This is a genomic window from Arthrobacter sp. NPDC057013 (assembly GCF_042674585.1).
Lineage (GTDB): Bacteria > Actinomycetota > Actinomycetes > Actinomycetales > Micrococcaceae > Arthrobacter.
In genome coordinates, this window is the sequence record NZ_JBHUSE010000010.1 from 112,358 (window position 1) to 135,182 (window position 22,825).

The following is a 22,825-nucleotide window of genomic DNA, read 5'->3' on the forward strand; positions in this document are numbered from 1 at the left end:
CTGAAGAGCAGCCGAACGGCTGAACCGTTTACAGGAGGATTTCCATGAGCCGCACCAGCACCAGCCCAGTCGCCCCGGTCGCCGCCACTGCCGCACAGACCATTTTCCGCGTGGGCCTCGGCGGCGTCCTCATTGCCCACGGCACCCAAAAGCTCTTCGGCTGGTTCGGCGGCGGCGGGATCGAGGGCACCAGCAAGGGCATGCACGCCATGGGCTTCCGGCCGGCGAAGCCAAGCGCGGTCCTCGCCGGCCTGGGCGAAGCGGGTGCCGGCCTTGCCCTGGCACTGGGCTTCGGCACTCCGGCTGCGGGTGCAGCTGCTGCCACCACCATGGGTGTTGCGGCCAGCGTGCATGCCCCCAACGGCTTCTTCGCCACGGAAGGCGGCCTTGAATACCCGGCCGTCCTGGGGCTCGCGGCGGCATCCTTCACGATAGGCGGGCCGGGCAGCTTCTCCCTCGACTCCGTCACCGGCCACGTCCTGGACCGACCCTGGATGCGGGCCGTTGCCCTGGCCGTGATCCCGACGGCCATCGCGGTCCAGGTGTACCGCCGGCAGAAGGCCCTGGCCCACGACGCCTCCGGCCGCCAGTCCGGAGCGGACACCGCGAGCGCTGCAGCCCCGGACGGGGCCAGCCCGGACACGGCCGGCTAGGCAGCGGCCCTCCAGGCAACCGCCGGCCAGGCAACGGCTAAACGTACTTCCTGAACCACGCCAGCGTGTCGTTCCAGGCGGCCGTTGCCTGCTGCTCGTTGTAGCGGTCGCCGGTGTCGTTATGGAAGGCGTGGTCGACGCCGGGATACACCTTGAGCTGGTGGCGAACGCTGGCTGCCGCCAGGGCATCCCGGAGTTGCGGCATGGGTCCGGTGATCCTGTCGTCCAGTTCGGCGTAGACACCGAACACGGCAGGCTTGATGGAGGTCACCTTGTCCAGGTCAGGGGCCGGACCGTAGAAAGCCGACGTCGCCTTGAGACCGGTGATCTCCACCGCCGACTGCCAGGTGATGCCCCCGCCGAAACAGTAGCCGGTCATGGCGATCCGGCCCTGCTCCACGAAGTCCTGCTTCTGGAGGTAGTCGAACCCCGCGGCAAAGTCCGCGACGTGCCGCTGGGCACCCGCCTGCGTGAGGGCACCCGGAACGGCATCCCGGTCCAGGCTCGCCGTGCCGCCTTCCCTGCTCAGCAGGTCAATCGCCAGGGCCGCATATCCTTCCTTCGCGAAGCGTCGGGCCACGTCCTGGATGTGGGGTGTCAGCCCGCGGTTCTCGTGGCAGACCAGGACGGCGGGGCCGGGCTTCCCGCCTTCGGGTCTGGCGAGGTAACCACTGATCCCGGTGCCGCCGGACGCAAACGTCACTGTCGACGTCGTAATTCCGGCCGCCCCCTCGGGAACGGACAGCGGGCTCTTCGCCCCCGGGACGGCGCCGCCTGAGGAGGTGCCCGTAGCTGAGCCTGACGTCGGGGTGGGAGTGGGCATGGGGTCGGTGCTGCGCGGAACTTCCTGCGGCGTGCACCCGACCAAGAGCATCGCGGCGGCCGCGGCAGCCATGCTCCCGGTGATGAACGCGACCCGGCGGGTGAAGGTGTGCTGGCTCATGGCCCCGGCACGGTAGTCGTCGAAAAATTCCTCGATCAGGTACTTTTCAAACTTGCCAAGCTGGGTCATGACGGCCTCCTGGAGTTTTTGCCGCTTATCCTCCACCGAACCCCGATACCAGGCAAGAGGACCGTGCGCCGGGTCGGCCAGGCCTAAGCGCCGCCTTTGAGGCCCTTGGCATAGGCGGCCTGCCCCGCATGCTGAAGGCAGTCGGCAATCGTGCTGACCAGGCGGACGCCGAAGGTGACCGGCGGGTCCCAGCGGGTATCCACGACACGGTCAAGGCCGTCGTCGCCGAGTGCGTCCAGAACCTCAGCCGTCTGCCGGTGGACCGCCTCGTAGTATTCCGCGAGCAGCTCCCGCGGCGCCCGCACGGCATCAACCTTGTCCGACGAATGGCCGTAGCCGGTGTCCCGTTCGGGCAGCGGCAGGCCAAAGCGGCGAGCGAATCCCTGCGAAGTCCAGACCTGTTGGAGCCCGGCAGCCGAAGCGACCTGCGCGTCCTCCACCCGGCTGAGGTGCCAGATCAGCCACGCGATGGAGTTGCCGTTGCCGGCGGGCCGGCGGGCCAGGGCTTCGTCGTCGAGCCCTTCGAGCGTGGCTTCCACGATTTCGCGGATGCGGCCAAAGGCGTCGAGCAACACTTCGTTGGATTTCATCGGGTCCCCTTTTACATCTGGCTGTGGGCGGCAACGGCTGGATCAGCACCAATACGGGCACCAGCGTCGAGGGCGGTGATCCCGCTAAGCTCGGCAGGCGTCAGCACGACGGCGGCGGCCGCCAGGTTGTCCCGCATCCGGCCGCTGTTGGCTGATTTGGGAATAACGATAGTGCCCTGGGCGAGGTGCCAGGCCAGCACAACCTGTGCAGGGGTGACGCCGTATTTGCCGGCCAGGGATGTGACGGCCACGGCGTCCAGGTCAGCTCCTTGGCCCAGGGGGCTGTATGCCTCTACCGCAATGCCCAGGGAGCGGCTCTTCGCCGCCAGTTCGGGCTGCTGGAACGTGGGGTGCAGCTCAATCTGGTTGACCGCCGGAACAACGTCCGCCAACTGGAGGAGCGTATCCAGGTGATCCGCCAGGAAGTTTGACACGCCGATCGCCCGGATCTCGCCGCCTGCGTACAGCTTCTCCATGGCTTTCCATGCCTCGGTGAAAAGGTTCCGGGATGGCACCGGCCAGTGGATGAGGTACAGGTCGATGTAGTCGACGCCCAGTGCACGGCGGCTGTTCCGGAAGGCTTCCTGGGCCTTCCCCTGCTCGCCGTTGCGCAGCTTGGTGGTGAGGAAGATGTCCTCACGGGGTATTCCCGAGGCGCCAATCGCGGCGCCAACCCCGGCCTCGTTGCCGTATGCCGCCGCCGTATCGATGTGGCGGTAGCCGGCTTCCAGGGCATCCTCCACGATGCGCTGCGTTTCTTCCGGCGGAACCTGGAAGACGCCGAAGCCAAGCTGCGGGATCCGGACCCCGTTGTTCAGGGTGACATTCGGTACTGCCTCGATCGGGGTCATGAGAATCCTCTGCTTCGGCGGCGGGTCACCCTAAGTATGCCTCCCGCCGGGCGGAGGCGGAGAGACCCACGACTGAGTGGGCCACCTGGACCATTGGTATGACTTCGGAAGCCATGCGCCCAACACGGCCAGCGCAATAGCCCAGGTTGTTCTCTGCCGTTTCGTGCCCGCTCACTCGCAGTTGTCCCCGGGACCATTTCACATCACGACGTCGGGCCGGCGCCAGAGCTTTGACTGGCCACTTCGGGCCGATGGAAGAAGGACGTCCCATTGCGACTAAGCGACGGCGAACGCTTCCGGTTCCTGCGTCCAAGCCATTGCCGTTAGCACCGCCTGCTCCTACTGAGTGGCCCGGACGGGAGTGCGGCCGGTGGCGCCTTCCGGCCTGAACCGCCCGGGACTACGATTTTGCCTGTTGTAGCCGCCCACGCTAACCGGCACCGGCCCGGCAGGCCAGAGCATAGTAGGGGGAATCGCAGTGAGCAGGGAGACCAGGCAGAGCGGGCCGCACTGGCGACGGGTGATGGCGGCCCTCGCCAACCGGGATGCCCGGACTGCCTACGCACAGATAGTACTGGGGGCAGCACCCGATGAAATGTCTCCCAGTCTGGCCGGCCAGAGGCGTGAACGTGCCATCGCCGCCCTGCTGGATGCAGGCCTGGTCGAACGAACCGCCGGCAACGAGCTGGAGGCATCCGAGTCGATCTTCCACGACCTTCTCACGCAACAGCCCAAACGCCAGCCTCAGACAGGAGTAGCGAGGTTCATGCGACTTGGCCGGATCGACAGGTATCCGGCCAACCAAACGGAGCGGCGGGAACTCCTGGCCTGGATTGCCGGCGAGACCTTCGAGCCGGGCGAGGAGCTCACCGAGCGAAGGGTCAACGAACGGCTTCTCAGCTACACCGACGATGTGGTGCTGCTGCGACGCTACATGATCGATTTCGGCGTGCTGGAGCGGACGCCGTCGGGATCCTCTTACTTCCGACCCAAAGACGAATAGGCTTAGCCGCCCCGCGCCTTCCGTGTGGCGGCATCGTTGGCTTTCTGCAGTGCCTCGACAAGTTCGTCCTTGTCCATCTTCGAACGTCCCTCGATGTTCAGCTCACGGGCGCGCTTGTAGAGGTGCTCCTTGGAGGCGTTCGTGTCCACGCCTCCCGCAGTGGGCGCCGAGGAACCCAGCCCCTCCGCCGCATGCTGGTCGGAGGGTCCGCGCTTCTCCTTCGGTTCCCAGTGGTCGCCCACCTTCTCGTAGCTGTGTTTCAAGGATGCAAAGGCGGTTCTGGCCGCCCGGCTCTCGTCATTGTCATAGGACTCAAGCGCTGAATCGTAAGTCTTGGCGAAAGTGTCCTGGGCTTTCTGGTCCGAACGCTGCACGGTCGAGGGAAGCTCGTCCTTGCGGGCGTGATCGTTCTTGCCGGTGTTAGGCATGCCACCCACGCTCCCTCATCAACCGACGAATCATGCCGATGGAACCAGCTTGGCACTGATGTCTGGCTTTTGCATGGCCGTGTCCGGGCCAAGTTGGCCTCGCAGAATTTTCAGGGAGCCCGGATCGTGGGCTCGACGCCGGGTGGTTAGGCTGTCGCGTAAGTGAGTTTGCGGGACATGGGGGCGCGGGCATGACTGATCAGGAACACATTTCGCAATTTGCCGCTGCTGTGGACAACCAGGTTGCGAGGTTGTCGGAACAGCATGGTTATCGAGGAAACGTGAACCCTCGGCGATGACCCCGCACGCGCTTCAAAGCTTCGCTTCCGCCTCAAGAAACTTGGGTCGTCCCAACAGCCACGCATCGATTCCTGGTGCTAGGCATCCTCTGAATCCAGGTCGAAGTCGGGCAGGTCAAGCAGGCCCAGATCTGCCAGCACCGTGGCGTCCTCGTAAGTGGTTGCAATGCAGCGGACGACGGCAGGCGGGACCCGGAAATGGGTGTCGATCGTCAGGATCCCCTGCTCCTCAAGGCGCTCGAGTTGGTGCATGGCCGCGGCTTTAAGGGTTTCGACCGTGGCCCTCTCCTCTGCCGATGCACCTTTCCGCGGGTCCAGAACAGCGTTGGTCCGTGGAGGATCCTCCGAGGCCGCGGCCAGCAGTATCGAGGCCACAGTTGCGGCAACGAGGACTTCCCAGGGCTGTTCAGGGTCATAGGCAAGCACCGAGGCTGAGAGGAACTGTTCGACGAAGAACACGAGTTCTTCCAGCCGGTCCGGGGTACTGCCGGCCTGGAAAACGGCGGAGGCCGCCGTCGGCTCCGCCTTCGTTGACCCGATCTTGATCAGGTCAGTGCGGGCCAGCGCCTCCCACACCTGCGCCAGCAGCGGCACCTCATACATGCTGCGCACTGTCGGCACGGACTTTTCCGAACTGCCGTCCCCGGCCTCCGGTCCTCCGGCCTGTTTGGGGCCGCCCCTGACTTTCAGCCCGAAGCACGCCGCCGCCGCTTCGATATCCTTCGTCCGCAGCGCACCTGTAGCGGTCACCGGCTTTGCGTCGCCGATCCACTGAAGCAGCGCCGTGGTCCGCTGGATCAACGGGAGCTTCGATAAGTCGTCCAGGGCGTCCTCGTCGGAGATGACGGGCACGTCGACGAGGGCCCAATCATTTGTCTCCCCCATAAGGGCGTTGAGAAGTTCAGCGACGTCGGCGAGCTGTTCGGCTGAACCGGACCATCGGTCAGTATCAGCCAGAAAATCGACAAATCCGTGCACAGCTGCGACGACAAACTCACCGCGGTCAACGTCGTCTTCGTCCGCCGCCGTGGAGGCGAGATCAGCCTCGAGCGCCTCGGCCAGGATCACAGGATCAAGGAGTGTCAGGTCAGCAGCGGCCACACGGTCCATGTACCGGCCCATGACGCTTTCTACGGCGGCCAGGCAGTCCAGGGCGGCGGCAGCCGCGCCGGGAGCGCCGTCGTCGAACCACCGGACAAACGCCGGCGCGAGCGAGTCGACGGCCCGCCCGGCCCGGAAAGAGCTCAGGGAAGCGGGCGAAGAGCCGCGAGCGGCTGGACTCCCCGTACGGCCGGGACCCTTGCGCTTGTTCCGCTTCCGGCCGCTTGCTCATGCTGCCCCTGACTGATTTCGCGTTGGTTCTTACGACGACGGTACTTAGCATTAGCGTGGTGTGCCACCAGGCGCGCTGCACCCGTAGGCGTGCTTCTGGCCACTAAGCTTCCCGCGTCAGGCGCCGGTTCCGGTCCTGGTAGAGGCGATCAACATGCTGGGCCTGGTGCGCCCGACCTCGGCGCCGACGAAGAAGGACATCCTGGGGGCAGCCGCACGAATTTCCACGGGCCTTCTGGCGCCTGGCTTCTGAGATCGCAGGCCCGTCTACACGGCCGTGACGTCAGGGCGCCAAATAATCCAGGCAATGATGATGGCCACCACAACCGCCACCATCAGAAAAGCCGTGACGAGGATTGCCTTGGGCTTCATGGTTTAGAGCCTAGCCCGTGGCCCGGCTTCCGTACCCCCTCATTTTGGGGTGGGACTCCGACTTTTTCCTAGGGCCCTGCCCAGACAGTGGGATCGTCCTGAAGGTAAAGGTTTGGGAGGCCCCGCTCAGGACACACACCGGGCCCGATGCAGTCTCCAACTGCAGCGGACACGGCGCCTAGTCCAACCACGGTCTGAAGCAGGTCTCAAACATGCTCGGTCAACGAGGAACTGGGGCGTTGACTCGCGCCTCGGCCGCAAAGCTGTCCACCCGGCGTCGCTGGCGCCCGCAGCACCGAAGCGCATGGAGTGCCGTTCTTTCGGCAGTCCTTGCGACAGCCGGACTGTCCGTAAGCGGAATCGCCGCTGCTGACGTCGGAACGATTGGCCGCGATACGCTGCGAACCGGGTGGGACAGCACCGAAAGCACGCTCTCGCCGTCGTCCGTCTCGTCGTCGAACTTCGGCAAACTGTTCTCGACGGCGGTGGACGGCCAGGTCTACGCCCAGCCCCTGGTGGTGGGCGGCACCGTAATTGCCGCGACGGAAAACAACGCCGTCTACGGGCTGGACGGCGTCACGGGTGAGACGAAGTGGCAGCGTTCCCTCGGGCCGGCCTGGCCGGCGTCGACCGTGAGCTGCGGTGACCTCACGCCCAACATCGGAATCACTTCCACGCCGGTCTTCGACCCGGCAACAAACAGCGTCTTCCTGCTGGCAAAGACGAACGACGGAGCAAGCCCGCGGCTCCCGCACTGGTACATGCATTCCCTCGACCACGCGAGCGGGGCGGAGCGGCCCGGGTTCCCCGTCCTCATCAGCGGCGCCCCCACCAACGATCCCACCCGCCCCTTCAACGCCATGACCGCCATGCAGCGGCCGGGACTGCTGCTCATGGACGGGGTGGTGTACGCGGGCTTCGCCAGCCACTGCGACTACACCCCCTTCGTCGGCTACGTCATCGGCGTGTCCACCAGCGGACGTCAGACAACGATGTGGGCCACGGAGTCAGGCAACGCCAACGCCGAAGGCGGGATCTGGCAGTCCGGCGGAGGACTGGTATCCGACGGTCCCGGCCAGATCCTGTTCGCCACGGGGAACGGCATCTCCCCGCAGGCCGGCCCGGGCAAGACCCCTCCCAGCACCCTGGCTGAATCGGTGGTCAGGGTCCGCGTGGGAACTGACGGCAACCTGACCCCCACCGACTTCTTCAGCCCCGCCAACAACCTCAAGCTGGACCAGAACGACACCGATCTGGGCTCCGGCGCCCCGGTTGCCATTCCTGACGGATACGGCACGGCGGAGCACCCGCACCTGCTGGTGCAGGTCGGCAAGGACGGCCACGTCTACCTGCTGGACCGGGACAACCTGGGCGGCATGGGGCAGGGGCCGGACGGAACCGATGCGGTCCTCGACGCGGCCGGACCGTACAACGGTGTGTGGGGACGGCCTGCGTTCCTCGGGACGAGTGACGGCGGGTATCTCTACACCGTCGAAAACAGAGGCTATCTGCGCGCATTCAAGCTTGTGCCGACCAGCACGGGCGGGATCAGGCTCGCCTCCGTCGGAACCTCCACGGGGACTTTCGGGTACACGTCCGGCGCGCCAACGGTGACCTCATCAGGCACTGACGGATCCACCGCCCTTGTCTGGGCGGTCTACTCCACCGGAGGACCCGGGACCAACGCGGAACTGCGGGCCTACCGCGCCCTCCCGGACAGCACGGGCTCTCTCCAACAGGTGTTCGGCGCCCCGATCGGCACAGCCGCCAAGTTCTCCTCCGTGGCCACTGACAACGGCCGGGTGTACGTCGGCACCCGCGACGGCCACGTGCAGGGCTTCGGCGCCCCAACAACTGCAGCCGTGGGCGCCACCGACACCGACCTGGGCACGGCCGAAGTGGGCGCAACCCAGACCGGCAATGTCACGATCACTGCCACCAGGGACGTGACGGTCAGCTCGGTCACAACCGGAGCACCGTTTGGGACCGGAACTCCGGCCGCCCTGCCCGCGACTCTGCCGAATGGCGGCAGCCTCACCATCCCTGTCACTTTCTCCCCCAGCGCCCCCGGGCAGGCAGACGGGATGCTGACCGTCACGACGAACGACGGCGAGACCGTCCTCCTCGGCATCCACGCCGTCGGCACAAAGGACGGCCTGGGTGCCACACCGGCCGCGCTCCATTTCACCGACGTGCCGACCATGGCAAGCAACCGGCAGACAGTCAACATCGTCAACACCGGGACAACCGCCGTCGAAATCACCGGCGTCACCCTGCCGGCCAACGCGGCACTTAGCGCCGACCCCGCCATGTTGCCGGTGGTGGGCCAGCAGATCCAGCCCCTCGCCTCAGTCCCGGTGTCCGTGACTTTCAGTCCCACGACGGCAGACCCGGTCACCGACTCGCTGGTCGTCACCAGCGACCGCGGCTCCGTGACCGTGCCGCTGACCGCAACCGCGGTTTCCGGAGCGGCACACCTGGAAATGCCGGCCTCGCTGGACTTCGGGGACGTGCCTGTCGGGACATCGGCCACGGCGGACTTCACCATCGACAACACCGGCAACATCCCGATGACGATCACCAAGGCGAAGGCGCCGCAGGGAGCCTTCTCCACAGCCACCCCTATCTCCGAGGGCATCACCATCCCCCCTGGTGAGTCCGCCTTCCAGAGCGTGACCTTCACGCCGGCGGCGCTCGGGCAGGCCGGAACACCGGACACCTTCTACCTGATCACCGCCGATGACGGCCAGGGCGAGCTGAAGGTCATGCTCACCGGCAACGGCACCGACGACCCCATCGCCGTCAAGGCACAACAGATCGGCGCCGGCCGCCCGTCATCCTCCCTCGGGCGGGCCCTCACCGGACAGTACGTTGTAGCGGACGGAAAGTGCCAGGACTTCGTCACCGGGGTGATCTGCTGGTCGCCGGCCACGGGGGCACACGAGGTCCATGCAGCGCCCTATACGAGCTACAAGGCTGCGGGCGGCGCAGCGGGCATGCTTGGCTTCCCGACCACCGATGTGAAGGTGACGCCGGATGGCGTGGGGCGCTACAGCCACTTCACCGGTTCGGGCGGGGCCTCGATTTACTGGTCGCCGAAGACCGGCGCGCACGAGCTGCACGGTGACATCCGCGCCAAGTGGGCGTCGCTGGGCTGGGAGAAGGGCCTGCTCGGGTACCCAACTACGGACCAGGCGGCAACTGTGGACGGGGCGGGGCAGTACAGCGACTTCTCGGGTTCGGGCGGAGCGTCGATCTTCTGGTCACCCACGACAGGCGCCCACGAGGTCCACGGCGCGATCCGCACCAAATGGGCATCCCTGGGCGCCGAGAAGGGCCCGCTCGGCTATCCAACCACCGACGAGAACATCACGCCGGATCGGATCGGTGGGTACACGCACTTCTCGGGCTCGGGCGGAGCGTCGATCTTCTGGTCGCCCACGACAGGCGCCCATGAGGTGCACGGCGCGATTCGGGCCAAGTGGGCATCCCTGGGCTGGGAGAAGGGCCTGCTCGGGTACCCAACCACGGACCAGGCGGCAGCTGTGGACGGGGCGGGGCAGTACAGCCACTTCTCCGGTTCGGGCGGAGCGTCGATCTTCTGGTCGCCGACGGCAGGCGCCCATGAGATCCACGGCGCGATCCGCACCAAATGGGTATCCCTGGGCGGCGAGAAGGGCCCGCTCGGCTACCCAACCACCGATGAGAAGATCACGCCGGACCGGGTCGGCCGGTACACCCACTTCGCCGGTTCCGGCGGGGCCTCGATCTACTGGTCACCCAAGACAGGCGCCCATGAGGTGCACGGCGCGATCCGGGCCAAGTGGGCGTCCCTTGGCTGGGAGAAGGGCAAGCTCGGCTATCCGCTGACCGACGAGATGGGCGCCCTCGACAAAGTCGGCAGGTACAACCACTTCTCCGGGTCGGGCGGGGCCTCGATCTACTGGTCGCCCAAGACCGGCGCGCATGAGGTGCACGGTTCCATCCGGGCCAAGTGGACATCACTCGGCGGGGAGAAAGGCCGGCTCGGCTATCCCGTCACCGACGAGTATGCGGTACCCGGCGGCCGGGAATCGGATTTCCGCAGCGGTCGGCTGGTCTGGACGGCGCGGACAGGAGTAGTGAGCGGATAAAAACTGCGGCCCCCACTGCCTTATTCAGGAAGTGGGGGCCGCAGCGGCCCGTGCTACACGAGAAGACTGTCGATGGACAGGCAACTTGGCGCCGAGGACCCCACCGCTTCACCGCGTACATCTGCGGCCGCAGTCCATTGCTCGAGCCGGGCAATGCACCGGATGACTCCGTCCCCGGCTCAGGTGCTCGTACGTTCCATAAGGAAACAGGCATTGCATGACCCGACGACTGTCACCAACCCGCACAACTGGTCAGGTGTTGCGGTGTGCCGGGGCGAATTGCCTCACGCGGTCGGTCTCTTCGGCGCGAATGAGGTGCATGAGCGCGTTGATGAGGGCCAAGTGGGTGAAGGCCTGCGGGAAGTTGCCGAGATGACGGCCATTCACCGGATCCAACTCCTCGGCGTAGAGCCCCAGCGGACTGGCGTGGGACAGCAGGCGTTCGCACAATGCTTTGGCGCGCGCCACTTCTCCGATCTCAACGAGGGCTGAGACGAGCCAAAACGAGCACATGGTGAAGGTCCCCTCAGCGCCGGTGAGTCCGTCGTCGGTCTGCTCGGTGCGGTAGCGCAGGACGAGTCCGTTCCGGGTGAGTTCATCGGCTATGGCCAAAACGGTGGCACGAACGCGTGGATCATTGGCTGGCAGGAACCGGACGAGCGGGACAAGGAGCAACGAAGCATCGAGGTTCGTCGTGCCGTAGGACTGGACGAACACTCCGCGATCGTCGAGACCGTTGCGGCAGATGTCTTCATGGATCTCCGCCGCGATTGTGTCCCACTTCCTGGCGTAATCGGCCTGGCCATGCAACCGCGCCAACCGGGTGCCGCGATCCAGGGCCACCCAGCACATGAGCTTGGAGGAGGTGAAGTGCAGCGGCTCGCCGCGGACCTCCCAGATGCCGTGGTCGGTGTCTCGCCAGTGCGAGGCTGCCTGCTCGACCTGGCGGAGCAGGATGGGCCATAGCGGCTCGGGGAGCTGGTCCCGGGACTTGGCATGGAGGTAAACCGAGTCCAGCATTGTGCCCCAGACGTCGAGCTGCCGTTGGTGGACCGCAGCGTTGCCCACGCGGACGGGCCGGGCCCCCTCGTAGCCTTCGAGCCCCTCAACCACGGACTCAGGGAGATCCCTTTCGCCCCCGATGCCGTACATGATCTGCAGGTCGTCATCGGCGGCAACGTCGCGGATGAAGGAGAAGAAGTCGTCTGCCTCTCGGTCCAGACCGAGGGTGTACAGGGCCCACAACGCGAAGGTCGAGTCTCGCACCCACGTATATCGGTAGTCCCAGTTTCGCTCGCCCCCGGGCGTCTCGGGCAGTGACGTGGTGGGCGCGGCAATCAGGGCTCCGGTCGGCGCATAGGTGAGCCCTTTCAGCGTCAGCGCGCTGCGTTGCAGCTCCTCCCGCCACGGGTGGTCTGGGAACTCCCCCACCGTGATCCACTGCCGCCAGAACTCGGTTGTCTGCCACTGCTTCTGGGTAGCTTCCTCCCACGTCCTCGGCGGAGGAACCGATGTCCAGGAGAGCGCGATAAACGCCTCCTCGCCCTCGGTCATCTGGCTGCGAATGATCGCGACGGAGTCCTCAATGCCCAACTGGCGGTCGGTGGTGAGACGGAGAACCGGATCCCCCTCGTCGCTGCTGATGGTACTGGCCTCCCCGTATCCAGGGCTGACGAACTCCCACCGTGCCCGGCGTCGGCCGTAGTCGAAGACCGGCTCGCACAGGACGGACAGCTCCACGGCTCCGCTGACACACCGGACGGTACGCAGCAGGCAATGCTCGGCCTCGTAGTTCGTCGGCGGGCGGCGGTATCTGCGCGCCCTCTTCTCCGTGTGGTGCCAGGGGCCCATCACCAGGGCATCCCTCACGATCATCCAGCCCGTTCTGGTCTGCCAGGTGGTCTCCAGGATCAGGCTCCCGGGGAGGTAGCGGCGTGCGGTAGGCTCCCGGACGCCGTACGGTGCCACCTTGAAACCGCCCGCGGCCCGGTCGAGCATGGTGGAAAACGCACTCGGTGAATCGTGACGCGGCAGGCACATCCACTCCACCTGCCCGCTCGGAGCGATCAGGCAGTTGGCCTCACAATCTGACAGGAACGCGTAGTCCGCGATCGGCGGGAACGGGCTCATGCCCGGCGCAGGCCGTTTCCTGCCCGCGGCCCGAGATCCGACGTCGATCATCATTCACCCAGTATGCTCCGCGGTGCTACAGATGACACTCCCTCGGACCGCTGCGGCCTTCCAGTACTCGGCGTCCTCCCAGGTGGAGATGCGCTTGACGGAAGGTACCTCGGCCCAGCCGACTGGCCGCTTGACGGAGAGTCATTTGGACTGAGCTCTGCCCATGAGGTCCATCGCCAATTGTCCTGACGTGCTGTGGATGGACGGGGCATCTGCGCTCAGAATGGAGTTCCGCCTAGATCACCTCGAGCACGCGTTTGCGGGTGGGCGGGGGATGGGCGCGATCCAGGTCGGCCAGGTCGCGGGGAGTGAGCCGAACGTCTAGGGCTCGCCGGCATTCCTGGACATGGTGCGGGCTTGAGGCTTTTGGAATCGCCAGGACGAGCGGCTGCCTGAGCACCCAGGCGAGGGCGATCTGCGCGGGGGTGGCGCCGTGTTCGGTCGCGATGCGGACCAGCACAGGATCGTCCAACATTCGGCCCTGCTCCAGGGGCGAGTACGCCATCACCGGGATGCCCCTCCCGGCGCAGCGGGGCAGCAAATCGAACTCGATGCCCCGGCGAGTCAGGTTGTACAGCACCTGGTCGGTCGCGACCTTCTGGCCACCGGGCAGGCGCATAAGTTCTTCCATGTCCGCCGCGTCGAGGTTGCTAACGCCCCAGTGCCGGATCTTTCTGGCGCGCTGCAGGTATTCGAAGGCTTCGAGCGTTTCGGCCAAGGGAACAACACCCCGCCAATGCAGCAGATATAGGTCGATGCTGTCCGTTCCAAGGCGACGCAGGCTGCCCTCGCAGGCGGCGACGGTTCCGCGCAGAGTGGCGTGATGCGGCAGGACCTTGGTGACCAGGAACGCTTCGTTGCGGCGTGCTGCCAGCGCCCTTCCGACGAGTTCCTCGGCGGCGCCATTGCCATACATCTCGGCGGTATCGACCACGGACATCCCCAGGTCCAAGGCCATCTGGATCGCCGCCGACTCGCGCGCGGCGTTGCCGGGGTACTCACCCATTCCCCACGTCCCGATCCCGAGCACCGGGACAGCTTCACCAGAAGGAAGAAGTATCTCGCGCATCGTAACTCCCCTTAGAAAATGCCTGGTCCCCGTAGAGGGATGCACCGCGTCCGGTGTTTCTCGGCGGACCGCGCCGCCCCGGTTGTTCGGCAACGGACGAAGCACTGTACCGGCCGCCCGGCCACGGCTCACTTCTGCCACAGCCACCCCAAGCGGCCCACCGGTTGACACTGGGTGGTCGGGTGGTGCTGCTGGCTACACGGACGGTGACCCCGTCCGACAGAAGCGTGTTTCTTCAAACTACTCTGCCGGAGCAGGACACGATAGGTGGAGGGTGATTACACGGAACGACCTCGACGTCTGATTCCCCGAATCAACTGCCTACGGGCGACGCACTTAGTCGGGCGGTGACGTTTTTCAGCGACCACCGTGGCGAGCAGCGGTCCGGTAGAGTGCCAGCTGCCTCCATGTGCCCACGGTCCCCAAAGGGTCTAGGCCAGCCCTTCCAGGGCTGCAGCGATGGGCTGGCTGCCGTCACGAAATCCGATAGTCCGGCCGATTGCGGCGGGAAGCTCCAGGACGGCCGCGGCGACGAGGGCGACGTTGGCGCGGGCGGTTTCGGCAGCCTGCCAAGACTCGTTGACGTGTACGTCTATCAGGCCGTTGCCCGGCTTGTCCGTGAGCGCGCCGGGGCCGAGGATGGTCCAGTCCAGGTTGGTGCTGCGCAGGTAGGAGTCAGCGGCCGCCTTGGCCTCCGCGTAGTGGAAGAAGGGGTTGTCCCGGGCCACTCCGTGGTCCGGTCCGGCTCCAAGATACGACACCATGACGTAGCGGCTGACGCCGGACTGGCCAGCGGCGTCCATCGAGCGGATCGCGGCGTCACGGTCCACGGCGTAGGTCCTGGCGGGGTTCCCGCCGCCGGCACCGGCTGACCATACGACGGCGTCGTGACCCGAGAGCGCCCCGGCGATTTCCGCCGTCGTCGCGTTCTCCACGTCCAGGACGACGGGGTTGGCGCCGCTTGCCGCGACGTCGGACGCATGGTCCGGGTTGCGGAAGATGGCGGTGACCTCCCGCCCGTCCGCAGCCAGGACCTTGGAGAGTTCCCTGGCCACTTTTCCGTGACCGCCGATGATTGCGATTCGCGTCATAGACCCATTCTGTCCCCCGCCCCGGCATCCGGGCACCCCTTGCGCTATCAGATTCGGTGGCATTGCCGAAGGCTCGGCGTCCAAAGGTGATAGCGCAACCCGGGCTATTCGGCACGTCCTCGGCCGGCGGTCCCAGTCCGCTCGTCGGGCCTCATCCGCATCCTAGAATGGCCGGCCGTTCCTACTTCGCAGGGACGACACCGGCCGATGTTTCATCGGGGTGGGGCGTGCTCGACGTTGCCGGGGTGCCAGTGTCTGTCGGGGAGGTCTGCTCTGGGCGCGGTGTGCGGTGGCAAGCGGGCGTGGGTGTCGCTGTAGATGTCGGCTGCTAGGTGGGGTGTGACCGGCCACCCTGGGTGGCCGGCGCGGGTGAAGGCGGTCGTCGCGGGTGAAGGTGGTCGTGGAGTAGGCGGCACTACTGGCAGTCCTAGTAGTCCGGGATCGCCCCGCTGGAGATATTTACCGTGGCGTTTGTTATGGCCGCCGCCTTGTCCGAGGCTATGAAGCATGCCGTGCTCCCGACGTCCTCCAGAGTGGTGGTGCGGTTCAGGAGCGTGGCCTTCTTGATTCCCTCCTCGATCTCCGCGCGGCCTTCGGCCTGCCGGGGGATGGTTTCGACGATTTCGCCGGTCACCATGGTGACCACACGCACGCCGTGTGGGCCCAACTCAGTCGCCCACTGCCGACGCAGTCCCTCCATCGCATCCAGGGCAACCTTGAACCGCCCAGCCGGGGAGCGTCTGCGGTCCGGAACCGCCGAACATCAGCACGACTCGCTGGAGCCTTGCTTCATCATGTGGCCGCCGCACGCGTGGTGAGGAAGTGGGTGCGCGTGGCCACGGTGATGGGAAAGGTGAAGTCATCAACATCAATCTCCATCAGCGGCTGCTGGATGTCGCCGTAGGAGATCACGTTGAAGGAGACATCGATCGACTCGCTTTTCCTCGCCACCCCGTCCACAAAAGCATCCACCTGCTCTTCATTGAGGGCATCAATGACGGCGGTCTCAGCCCTACCGCCCGCCTTCTCGATGTCCCGGGCTACTTCCTGCAGGGTCGGCTCCGTGCGCCCTGCGAGGTGGAGCATTGCCCCTTCGGGGCGAATGCCCTCGCCATGGCCGCTGCCTCCTGCCGCGAAGCGGTGAGTTCCCTCCACTATCTTCTTGCAGGGGGCCCGCGGCAAGAGCTGATTTGAAAGTGGGACGTTTGCGACGATGATGGCTGCTGGCCGGACTTTGTTCAGGTACTACAGCCTGCCGCCTTTTCCGCGGGTGGGATGATGCGGTCGGCGGTGAGGTGCTCGAAGAGTTCGATGAACCGGTCCTGGCTGTCAAGACACTCGGTGAACCCTGCTTGACGGATCTTGATCGTCGATGAGATCGAACTCCGACCGGAACAGGAAATCCCCGAAATCCCAGCCAGCAATGTTCTCGAAAGGTGTGCGGACGAGGTCGTACTGTTCGACGAGCTTCTCCCAAAGGCCCCGGTGCAGCGGCATTGCTTCGGCCAAGGGCACTTGCTGGGGGTCGGTGTAGTCCATGCCGAAGTGCCTGGCGAAGGCTGGCCAGAGTTGCCGCCACCGGAACTGGTCGCCATTGGTGACATTAGAGATCTCACCCGCGGCAGCCGGCTCAGATCCGGCCCACATGGTCGCCCGGGCCAGTAGGAGCCCACGGCATTTTTCCGGATACTTACAGCGTCCCCGGAATGCCCAACATGTCCGAGGCGATCGGGAACATCGACCTGCCCCCGGAGGACCTCGGCGCAACACCAGACAGCGACGCCAGCGACGACCCCCTGCACGGCGGCGCCGAGCAATAGCGCCTCCACCGCAGCCCAGTCATAGGACCGCCCAGCCGGAATGGCTGCTCCGGCTGGGAGGGCGGCTAGGCGGTGTAAAGTCAGGTGGGCGTCAATGGGATGCCGCGAATCCACGGCCGGCGTCCGTGCTGCGGCTCCCGTCTTGGGCGAAGAGCCTGGCCAGGGTCCGATCGGATTCCGCCTGTGCCGCGACGTCGAAGGCTCCGCCTGTGATCAGCAACTCGTCAGCCCTGGAGGTCGCGAGCAGGTGCTCGATTTGGCTCCGCACCTCGGTGGCCGTGCCGTAGAGCGATGTGGACAGGCTCCTTTCGGCCGCTTCCTTTTCCCGGAGTGTCAGCCCGGCCCACTCGGCCGGACCCACAGGTGCCAAGGCAGCGAATTCGCCGCTGGTCCTGGAGCGGGCCAGCGCGACGGCTTCGGGCAGAAGCAGTTCCCTCGCCGCCTGGCGGGTGGCGGCCACTGCTACGTTGGCGGAAACCAAGATAAAGGGCCGCTCGAACCAGCGTGATGGACGGAACTGTGAGCGATACCTTTCCAACGCCGGCAGTGTGCCTTTCTGATCCGTCCGGAACACGGCTGCCCCGCCCAGCACCACAGCCAGGCCGGCACGGGCTGCAATATCGATTCCCGAACCGGTGGCCAGCACGAATACCGGTGTAGCCGAATCATTCCGCGGCCGGGCAGTGACGGGTGCGGTTCCGGACAGGTAAGCAAGCAGTTGGGCCAACTGTTCTTCAAACCGCTCCGCGTCCAGTTTCCCGGCGCGCAGCGCATTCCGGACAGCCGGGGTGAAACCGACAGACCGGCCAACGCCCAAGTCGATCCGCCCTGGATGCAGAGCCTCCAGCGTGGCCGCCTGTTCGGCCACCACGAGTGGTTGGTGGTTGGGAAGCATGATGCCTCCTGAACCGACCCGGATGGAGTGCGTCCGGGCAGCAACGGCGGCCATCAACACGGCCGGAACGGAACCGGCAATGCCTGGCACCGCGTGGTGCTCTGCGACCCAGAAGCGGTGGTAACCCCATTCCTCGGCCCGCTGCGCCCGTTCCAGCACCCGGTTCAAGGCATCGGCAGCAGGAAACCCCTCCCGGGCGTTGGCACGGTCAAGAATGGAAATCCGGGGAAGGGGAAGGGCCATACTGCTGGAACCACGCCGGGCGAGGAAGAATTCCGCTCCGAATGCGGTGCACGGAGTCCGCGTCGGAGACCGTCCAACCTAATGTGCGGACGGCCGAGGGCCGTTGATGCATTAGACAGTTGTGGCTGCTGCATCTCGATGGATCGGTCCCCAAGGTCGATGATGCAACCACCGCCGCGTTTGTGGGGCTTCTGGTACGCCGCGGCATCACCTTCGCGCAGGCGGCCAAGAAAGGAAAGGACTACCTACTGGCCATGGCTGGAATGTCGGCGCAAACTGTGCCTGAAGGTTCTTGGTCCCGCCCTCTGTACGACGTTGGTTTCCTGTCCAGAAAGGAACACTGCGATGTCCGAACCCACTCCAACCACGACGACCCAGTCGTGTTCATCCACGGCATGCGGCTCCCTTCCAACGCCTGGGATCCCTGGCCCGAGAAGTCCCATCCTCCCGGCTGTACGGCAACGGCTCCGGGATGGCCCGGCGATGCCCGAACGGCGGCCGACACCCGGGAGAATCCGGACACAAGGACTCATCAGCCAGGAACTCGTGGCGCACGGGTACGCGTCCAACCCGTCGAACCGCAAGAAAGCGGTCCCCCTGAATGCCAAGCAGTTTCACTTCGGCTTTGGCAACACGCTGGAGGAAGGTGAGTCCAACGAACTCTTTAAGAAGTGGTCCATTCCCGGCCCCGGGCGCCCGCTCTTCGAGGACGCGACCGCCAACAATCCCAAATCCGTCACCAGCTACCACGACTTTGCGGGTCATGCAGACTCCCTGACCCTTGATAACCGTTAGAACGACGTCGCCAACGTTACGTTACATTGGCTGAGCAGCAAGGCATTCTAATTCCATGGAACTCGGACTGCACGGGAAAGTAGCCCTCGTTACAGGGGCCAGCAAAGGAATAGGCCTGGCCATTGTTCGGGCCCTCCTGGCCGAAGGTGCCACCGTCATTGCTGGCGCAAGATCTACCTCCCCCGAGTTGGGGGAACTTTCGGGGAACGGACAGCTCAAGTTCGTCCCAGTTGACTTGTCGGAGCCGGACGCGGGCGACGCGTTGGTCAACGCGGCCGGGACAAAAGTCGACATTCTGGTCAACAATGTCGGCGCCGTCAAGACCCGAATTGGTGGCTTCCTGGAGATCTCCGATGATGACTGGGCTGCTTCCCTGAACCTGAACTTCCTGGCGGCCATGCGCGTCACCAGGGCTGTCCTTCCGAAAATGCTGCAGGCGGGCGGGGGCACCATTGTCAACGTGGCTTCGGTCAATGCATTCCTGCCGGATCCTGCGGTTATGGACTACAGCGCAGCGAAAGCGGCCCTGTGGAACTTCGCCAAATCACTCTCGAAGGAATACGGTCGTCAAGGCATTCGGGTAAATTGCGTCAGCCCAGGGCCCGTCGAGACGGACTTGTGGCTCGGCAGCGGCGGCGTGGCCGATACCGTGTCCCGGGCAACTGGCCGCACCCCCGCCGATGTTGCCTCCGCAGCCGCATCCGGCGCGGCGACGGGACGGTTCAGCCACCCATCCGAAATTGCCGACGTCGTGCTGTTCCTCGCCAGCAACAAGGCGGCCAATGCCACAGGGTCAAACTTCACCATTGACGGCGGCCTCATCACAACCCTGTGAAGACCTACGTTCAGTGGCCTCGGCAGGCCCCGGTACCGACGGATAAGCGGCCAAGGAGAGGAGTGGCACTTCTCGTTTTGCGCAGCAGATGGGCAACGTTCCATGGAAGTCGAGGGGGCCACAAGAGCGCGAGCAAACCTTGGTCCCGAGTTTCACCTGCGGCACGCTGTTACTTGTCGCTCTTGCATCCAAAGGAAGGGCCGACGCCTGCTGAAATGCACCACCCAACCACGTCCCCGCCGACGTCACCTTCTGCAGCATCCCCGGTCCAGACCAGTCCTGACGCAACCGCTCCAGCGAAGGACCACCGGCGGCCGATACGGGCATCCCGGCCATGGTCTCACTCGGGTGGTTGCTGGTGGTCGCTGGCGCTGCGGCGGTTGCTCTGTCTCTTGTGCTGAGGCTGCTGCGGAAGCGCGGGAACGGCCAGGGGCCCTGACCGAACGCCGCTGCAGCGATAGACGAAGTGAGCCGGGAAAACAGCGTCTGGCGGCTACCGTCAGGTCTGGAGACGCACTAAGGTCTCGGTCATGAAGCCAATCATCCTCCTGGACGTCAACGGTGTGCTCAACCCAAAGCCTCGGCCGGATGACAGCTCTAAGTGCGAATGCCCACCTCTCGGATTTGAAGGTCGCGTTGGTGCGGCGGCTCGCCACCAAAGGGAGGATCGCTTGGGTGGCCACATCACCTGAAGATGTCCTGGACCGTCTCGAATCGCAGCTGAAGCTTGACGTGACCCCGCTGCGGGTGGCGATCACGCCGGTCCCGGACGATGAGGACCAGCAGACGCCAAAGCTGGGGTCTGTGGCCAGGTGGTTGAACAAAATGGAGGCCGAAGGCGCCGCGGACTGGGACGGCATTGTGTGGGTCGACGACGCGCTCGGGACGGACGTGCACGATTGGGCGCACCAGTACCACAAGCCCATCCTGCTGGAGAAGCCGGCCCCCGAGGAGGGACTGACAGAAGGGCATGTCGTGGCGGTGCAGGTTTTCATCAACAGCGAGGACCGGGACCGCACCTCCTGACGACAGACCTGATGCCGCCGCCAGGAGCCGCCACCGGTCGGCTGAGCCGCCCTCATGTGACTGGCGCGCCCCCTATCCCTAATAGAGTCTTTGCCTATGACCATGCCGGTTCAATCCGTCCGGCGCGTCGTCATCGTCCACGGGTACGAATCTTGGCTGGATGCAAACTGGTTCCTGGCTTCAACGCTTAAGCGCGGCACTCAGAGTGCCGGATGCGACCAGGTAGTTGACACATTACCTCGGTGTAGTCACCGCCCTACGAGTTACTCGCTGCGGTGCCGGAGCCATGAGAGCTGGGCGGTCTCGTGTTGGTGGCAGGCTTCCCTGAACCACTGGAAGCACTGCCGAAATCAACGGCTTCCTCGCAACTGACGTTGACGTTGAACGGGTAGCAACAAGCATTGGGGAACGAACAGTGCTCCACTCCGACAAGAATCCCTTCGTTGACTCCTTGACCTAGCGAGTCTGTGCTCGTGGAAGGATGTTAACTGAGCCCACGGCTTATGGGGCGGAGCTCCGCCAGGATGTCATTGATGTGGCCCGCAAGGGCGAGGCGCCGCTGGCGCAGATTGCGAAGGACTTCCCGTGGCAGTGACCTGCAGGGCGTTGGGATTCAGCAAGCGAGGCTACTACCGGTGGAAGACCAGCCCGGTGACGGAACGGGACTGGGCCGATAGAAGTCCCATGGGCTTAGACAAGACCCGGACCAGAGGCGTTCGAAAGCCTCAGCACGTGCGTGCAACATCTCGCGCTCGAAGAGAGGGGCACCGTCCCGCCGCTGGTGTGAAATCCGTAGAACTGCCCACCCCCAAGTCCAGCAAGCTTCCTTCTCTGCGCGCCAGGACGGGATTCCGCTAGACCGGGAGTATAGCTCTCGAGGTCTGGACCCCTTGATAGATACAAATTAATAGATACAAAGGTTACGTTCGACATCCGAAACTCGACGAAAGCCCCACGTCAATCCTGCGCGATAGTAACTCGACTGTCCCTGTTCCGGTTGTGAGTGCGTTCATCTGCCGATAATCGAGCCTCTACTGAAATCGCCACGCGGCTGAGGGCAGGTTCGCCTCCAGGTGGCCGCCTTTACGCTTGGTCGACCAGATGATCGCGCTGTGGGGTCCGGCTCGTAGGAGTGCGCCTTTCGGGGGTGACGACAGTGGCGGCCAGGGCTATGGTGAGGCCAATGACGGTCTCGAGGGCGCGCTGAGTCAGGAGGGTGCCGATCGAGGCTGGCAGCATGAGATCGCCGAGCAGAAGGGCCATCGGGGTGAAGAAGACCAGGCCTAGGCTGTAATTGCGCCCCGTCGTCAGCTCGGTGCACGCCTGGAGCACGGCGATCAGGATGATCGCGGCATAGCTGCTGGGGTGGGCGGCCAGGACGAGGGCTGCGGCCCCGAGGCCGGCGGCGGTGCCGATCACCCGCTGGGTGGCGCGCGTGAGGCGGGCGTGCAGGTCGGGTGCCGACATGGGGACGGATGCAGTGACGAAAGTCCAGTAGGGGTGGCCGATGCCGCTGGTCGCGACGGCGAGGCCGGCGCCGGCGATACCGAGCAGATAGCGGGCGGCGTGGCGGCCCACCGGGTCGGACGGGCGTAGGATGCGCCACGACAGCCGATACCGCACCGGGTCGACGCCGTCGCGGGCGATCCGACCCGGGAGGGCGAGCAGCAGCGCGAAGACGGCCGCGCCAGTCGCAGCGAGGGCGGCTGTGGGCACCGTGCTCAGCGTGATCGGGACCGTGGCGGAGGCTGTGAGGGCGAAGACCGGGTTGAGAGCTCCGGCTGGATGCCATCGGCCCAGCTCGGCTACCACTACTGCGACGCCGGCCCAAGCGGCCGCGACCGGGACGAGCACCCAGAGCCGGAACGGGACGGTCGCCACTAGGGCGCCGACGACGACACCGACCACCAGCACGACGCCCGCCTGCGCCTGCATGTCTAGGCGTACCCGAGCCGGCTCGTGTCGGCCGTACAGGGCCGTGAAGGCGCCGATCGCCGCATACAGCAGCAGGTCGCCGCGACCGGATGCCAAGCAAGCCACCAGCGGCACGAAGATCGCCAGGCTTGCGCGCAGGGCGGTCCAATGGGCGCCGGCATGCGGGCCCAGGTCGAAGACTGCCCCCCACCAGGACCGCGTGGGGGTGGCCTGCGTCATTTTAACCTTCCGAGGTGGTACAGGAATGAAGTACCTCAAGGTT

20 protein-coding genes and 1 pseudogene are annotated in these 22,825 nt (G+C 65.4%); 8 read left to right on the forward strand and 13 right to left on the reverse strand.

All coding sequences use genetic code 11. From position 1 onward, the window contains the following. Nucleotides 1–44 precede the first annotated feature (44 nt). Complete coding sequence (locus ACFTSA_RS14660) at nt 45–653, forward strand: DoxX family protein (RefSeq protein ID WP_377952172.1); 609 nt, start codon at nt 45–47, stop codon at nt 651–653. A gap of 37 nt (nt 654–690) precedes the next feature. On the opposite strand, the gene ACFTSA_RS14665 is transcribed toward ACFTSA_RS14660, so the two are convergent. From ACFTSA_RS14665 to ACFTSA_RS14675, 3 genes are all read right to left on the reverse strand, one after another. Then, nucleotides 691–1,665, reverse strand: coding sequence for a dienelactone hydrolase family protein (locus ACFTSA_RS14665; protein ID WP_377952174.1), 975 nt, complete (start codon nt 1,663–1,665; stop codon nt 691–693). 83 nt (nt 1,666–1,748) lie between these two features. Beyond that, entirely contained in the window at nt 1,749–2,255 is a 507-nt protein-coding gene (locus ACFTSA_RS14670) for a DUF664 domain-containing protein (RefSeq protein WP_377952175.1), read from the reverse strand. A gap of 11 nt (nt 2,256–2,266) precedes the next feature. After that, nucleotides 2,267–3,106, reverse strand: a complete 840-nt coding sequence (locus ACFTSA_RS14675; protein WP_377952177.1) for an aldo/keto reductase — start codon at nt 3,104–3,106, stop codon at nt 2,267–2,269. A 478-nt stretch (nt 3,107–3,584) separates the two neighbouring features. Here ACFTSA_RS14675 and ACFTSA_RS14680 point away from each other — a divergent pair, with 478 nt between their 5' ends. Further along, a complete protein-coding gene (locus ACFTSA_RS14680) occupies nt 3,585–4,109 on the forward strand; it encodes a DUF2087 domain-containing protein (protein WP_377952179.1) in 525 nt (174 codons plus the stop codon). Between the two features lie 2 nt (nt 4,110–4,111). On the opposite strand, the gene ACFTSA_RS14685 is transcribed toward ACFTSA_RS14680, so the two are convergent. Continuing rightward, the gene (locus tag ACFTSA_RS14685) at nt 4,112–4,537 is read right to left on the reverse strand and encodes a ChaB family protein (protein ID WP_377952181.1); all 426 of its coding nucleotides are present in this window, start codon (nt 4,535–4,537) and stop codon (nt 4,112–4,114) included. Between the two features lie 377 nt (nt 4,538–4,914). Next, nucleotides 4,915–5,958 (reverse strand): hypothetical protein, encoded by a 1,044-nt coding sequence (locus ACFTSA_RS14690; RefSeq protein WP_377952183.1) that lies wholly within the window; start codon nt 5,956–5,958, stop codon nt 4,915–4,917. A gap of 821 nt (nt 5,959–6,779) precedes the next feature. Between ACFTSA_RS14690 and ACFTSA_RS14695 the strand changes: the two genes are divergently transcribed. Then, complete coding sequence (locus ACFTSA_RS14695; protein WP_377952185.1) at nt 6,780–10,673, forward strand: choice-of-anchor D domain-containing protein; 3,894 nt, start codon at nt 6,780–6,782, stop codon at nt 10,671–10,673. Between the two features lie 252 nt (nt 10,674–10,925). Here ACFTSA_RS14695 and ACFTSA_RS14700 read toward each other — a convergent pair whose 3' ends face one another. The 6 genes from ACFTSA_RS14700 to ACFTSA_RS14725 form a co-directional block, all read right to left on the reverse strand. Beyond that, on the reverse strand, nt 10,926–12,857 hold the full coding sequence (locus ACFTSA_RS14700; RefSeq protein ID WP_377952187.1) for a glycoside hydrolase family 15 protein: 1,932 nt from the start codon (nt 12,855–12,857) through the stop codon (nt 10,926–10,928). A 232-nt stretch (nt 12,858–13,089) separates the two neighbouring features. Continuing rightward, nucleotides 13,090–13,923 (reverse strand): aldo/keto reductase, encoded by an 834-nt coding sequence (locus tag ACFTSA_RS14705; protein WP_377952189.1) that lies wholly within the window; start codon nt 13,921–13,923, stop codon nt 13,090–13,092. 431 nt (nt 13,924–14,354) lie between these two features. After that, nucleotides 14,355–15,014 (reverse strand): SDR family oxidoreductase, encoded by a 660-nt coding sequence (locus ACFTSA_RS14710; RefSeq protein ID WP_377952190.1) that lies wholly within the window; start codon nt 15,012–15,014, stop codon nt 14,355–14,357. Between the two features lie 427 nt (nt 15,015–15,441). Beyond that, the gene (locus ACFTSA_RS14715; protein ID WP_377952192.1) at nt 15,442–15,714 is read right to left on the reverse strand and encodes an SDR family oxidoreductase; all 273 of its coding nucleotides are present in this window, start codon (nt 15,712–15,714) and stop codon (nt 15,442–15,444) included. A 92-nt stretch (nt 15,715–15,806) separates the two neighbouring features. Beyond that, nucleotides 15,807–16,100 carry an SDR family oxidoreductase gene (locus tag ACFTSA_RS14720; protein ID WP_377952194.1) on the reverse strand — a complete coding sequence of 98 codons (294 nt, stop codon included), beginning with the start codon at nt 16,098–16,100 and terminating at the stop codon, nt 15,807–15,809. 243 nt (nt 16,101–16,343) lie between these two features. After that, nucleotides 16,344–16,553: a hypothetical protein gene (locus ACFTSA_RS14725; RefSeq protein ID WP_377952231.1), complete on the reverse strand. Its 210-nt coding sequence runs from the start codon at nt 16,551–16,553 to the stop codon at nt 16,344–16,346. 6 nt (nt 16,554–16,559) lie between these two features. On the opposite strand from ACFTSA_RS14725, the gene ACFTSA_RS14730 reads away from it, so the two are divergent. Continuing rightward, the gene (locus tag ACFTSA_RS14730; protein WP_377952227.1) at nt 16,560–16,679 is read left to right on the forward strand and encodes a lasso RiPP family leader peptide-containing protein; all 120 of its coding nucleotides are present in this window, start codon (nt 16,560–16,562) and stop codon (nt 16,677–16,679) included. Between the two features lie 246 nt (nt 16,680–16,925). On the opposite strand, the gene ACFTSA_RS14735 is transcribed toward ACFTSA_RS14730, so the two are convergent. Then, entirely contained in the window at nt 16,926–17,972 is a 1,047-nt protein-coding gene (locus ACFTSA_RS14735; protein WP_377952196.1) for an MsnO8 family LLM class oxidoreductase, read from the reverse strand. Between the two features lie 483 nt (nt 17,973–18,455). Between ACFTSA_RS14735 and ACFTSA_RS14740 the strand changes: the two genes are divergently transcribed. The 4 genes and pseudogenes from ACFTSA_RS14740 to ACFTSA_RS14755 form a co-directional block, all read left to right on the forward strand. After that, nucleotides 18,456–18,767 (forward strand): hypothetical protein, encoded by a 312-nt coding sequence (locus tag ACFTSA_RS14740; RefSeq protein WP_377952197.1) that lies wholly within the window; start codon nt 18,456–18,458, stop codon nt 18,765–18,767. 55 nt (nt 18,768–18,822) lie between these two features. Further along, nucleotides 18,823–19,602: an SDR family NAD(P)-dependent oxidoreductase gene (locus ACFTSA_RS14745; RefSeq protein WP_377952199.1), complete on the forward strand. Its 780-nt coding sequence runs from the start codon at nt 18,823–18,825 to the stop codon at nt 19,600–19,602. 675 nt (nt 19,603–20,277) lie between these two features. Next, on the forward strand, nt 20,278–20,628 hold the full coding sequence (locus ACFTSA_RS14750) for a hypothetical protein (protein ID WP_377952200.1): 351 nt from the start codon (nt 20,278–20,280) through the stop codon (nt 20,626–20,628). A gap of 481 nt (nt 20,629–21,109) precedes the next feature. Then, nucleotides 21,110–21,303: pseudogene (locus ACFTSA_RS14755) on the forward strand (hypothetical protein); the annotation flags it as partial. 408 nt (nt 21,304–21,711) lie between these two features. On the opposite strand, the gene ACFTSA_RS14760 reads toward ACFTSA_RS14755, so the two are convergent. Beyond that, a complete protein-coding gene (locus ACFTSA_RS14760; RefSeq protein WP_377952202.1) occupies nt 21,712–22,509 on the reverse strand; it encodes an FUSC family protein in 798 nt (265 codons plus the stop codon). Nucleotides 22,510–22,825 lie beyond the last annotated feature (316 nt).

Coding starts and splice junctions, on each gene's coding strand:
- ACFTSA_RS14665 (WP_377952174.1), bottom strand. CDS start 1,665: ATGACCCAGCTTGGCAAGTTTGAAAAGTACCTGATCGAGGAATTTTTC.
- ACFTSA_RS14735 (WP_377952196.1), bottom strand. CDS start 17,972: ATGGCCCTTCCCCTTCCCCGGATTTCCATTCTTGACCGTGCCAACGCC.
- ACFTSA_RS14720 (WP_377952194.1), bottom strand. CDS start 16,100: ATGCTCCACCTCGCAGGGCGCACGGAGCCGACCCTGCAGGAAGTAGCC.
- ACFTSA_RS14660 (WP_377952172.1), top strand. CDS start 45: ATGAGCCGCACCAGCACCAGCCCAGTCGCCCCGGTCGCCGCCACTGCC.
- ACFTSA_RS14685 (WP_377952181.1), bottom strand. CDS start 4,537: ATGCCTAACACCGGCAAGAACGATCACGCCCGCAAGGACGAGCTTCCC.
- ACFTSA_RS14740 (WP_377952197.1), top strand. CDS start 18,456: ATGCCCGAACGGCGGCCGACACCCGGGAGAATCCGGACACAAGGACTC.
- ACFTSA_RS14710 (WP_377952190.1), bottom strand. CDS start 15,014: ATGACGCGAATCGCAATCATCGGCGGTCACGGAAAAGTGGCCAGGGAA.
- ACFTSA_RS14700 (WP_377952187.1), bottom strand. CDS start 12,857: ATGATGATCGACGTCGGATCTCGGGCCGCGGGCAGGAAACGGCCTGCG.
- ACFTSA_RS14675 (WP_377952177.1), bottom strand. CDS start 3,106: ATGACCCCGATCGAGGCAGTACCGAATGTCACCCTGAACAACGGGGTC.
- ACFTSA_RS14690 (WP_377952183.1), bottom strand. CDS start 5,958: ATGGGCCGGTACATGGACCGTGTGGCCGCTGCTGACCTGACACTCCTT.
- ACFTSA_RS14705 (WP_377952189.1), bottom strand. CDS start 13,923: ATGCGCGAGATACTTCTTCCTTCTGGTGAAGCTGTCCCGGTGCTCGGG.
- ACFTSA_RS14670 (WP_377952175.1), bottom strand. CDS start 2,255: ATGAAATCCAACGAAGTGTTGCTCGACGCCTTTGGCCGCATCCGCGAA.
- ACFTSA_RS14745 (WP_377952199.1), top strand. CDS start 18,823: ATGGAACTCGGACTGCACGGGAAAGTAGCCCTCGTTACAGGGGCCAGC.
- ACFTSA_RS14715 (WP_377952192.1), bottom strand. CDS start 15,714: ATGGAGGGACTGCGTCGGCAGTGGGCGACTGAGTTGGGCCCACACGGC.
- ACFTSA_RS14725 (WP_377952231.1), bottom strand. CDS start 16,553: ATGGACTACACCGACCCCCAGCAAGTGCCCTTGGCCGAAGCAATGCCG.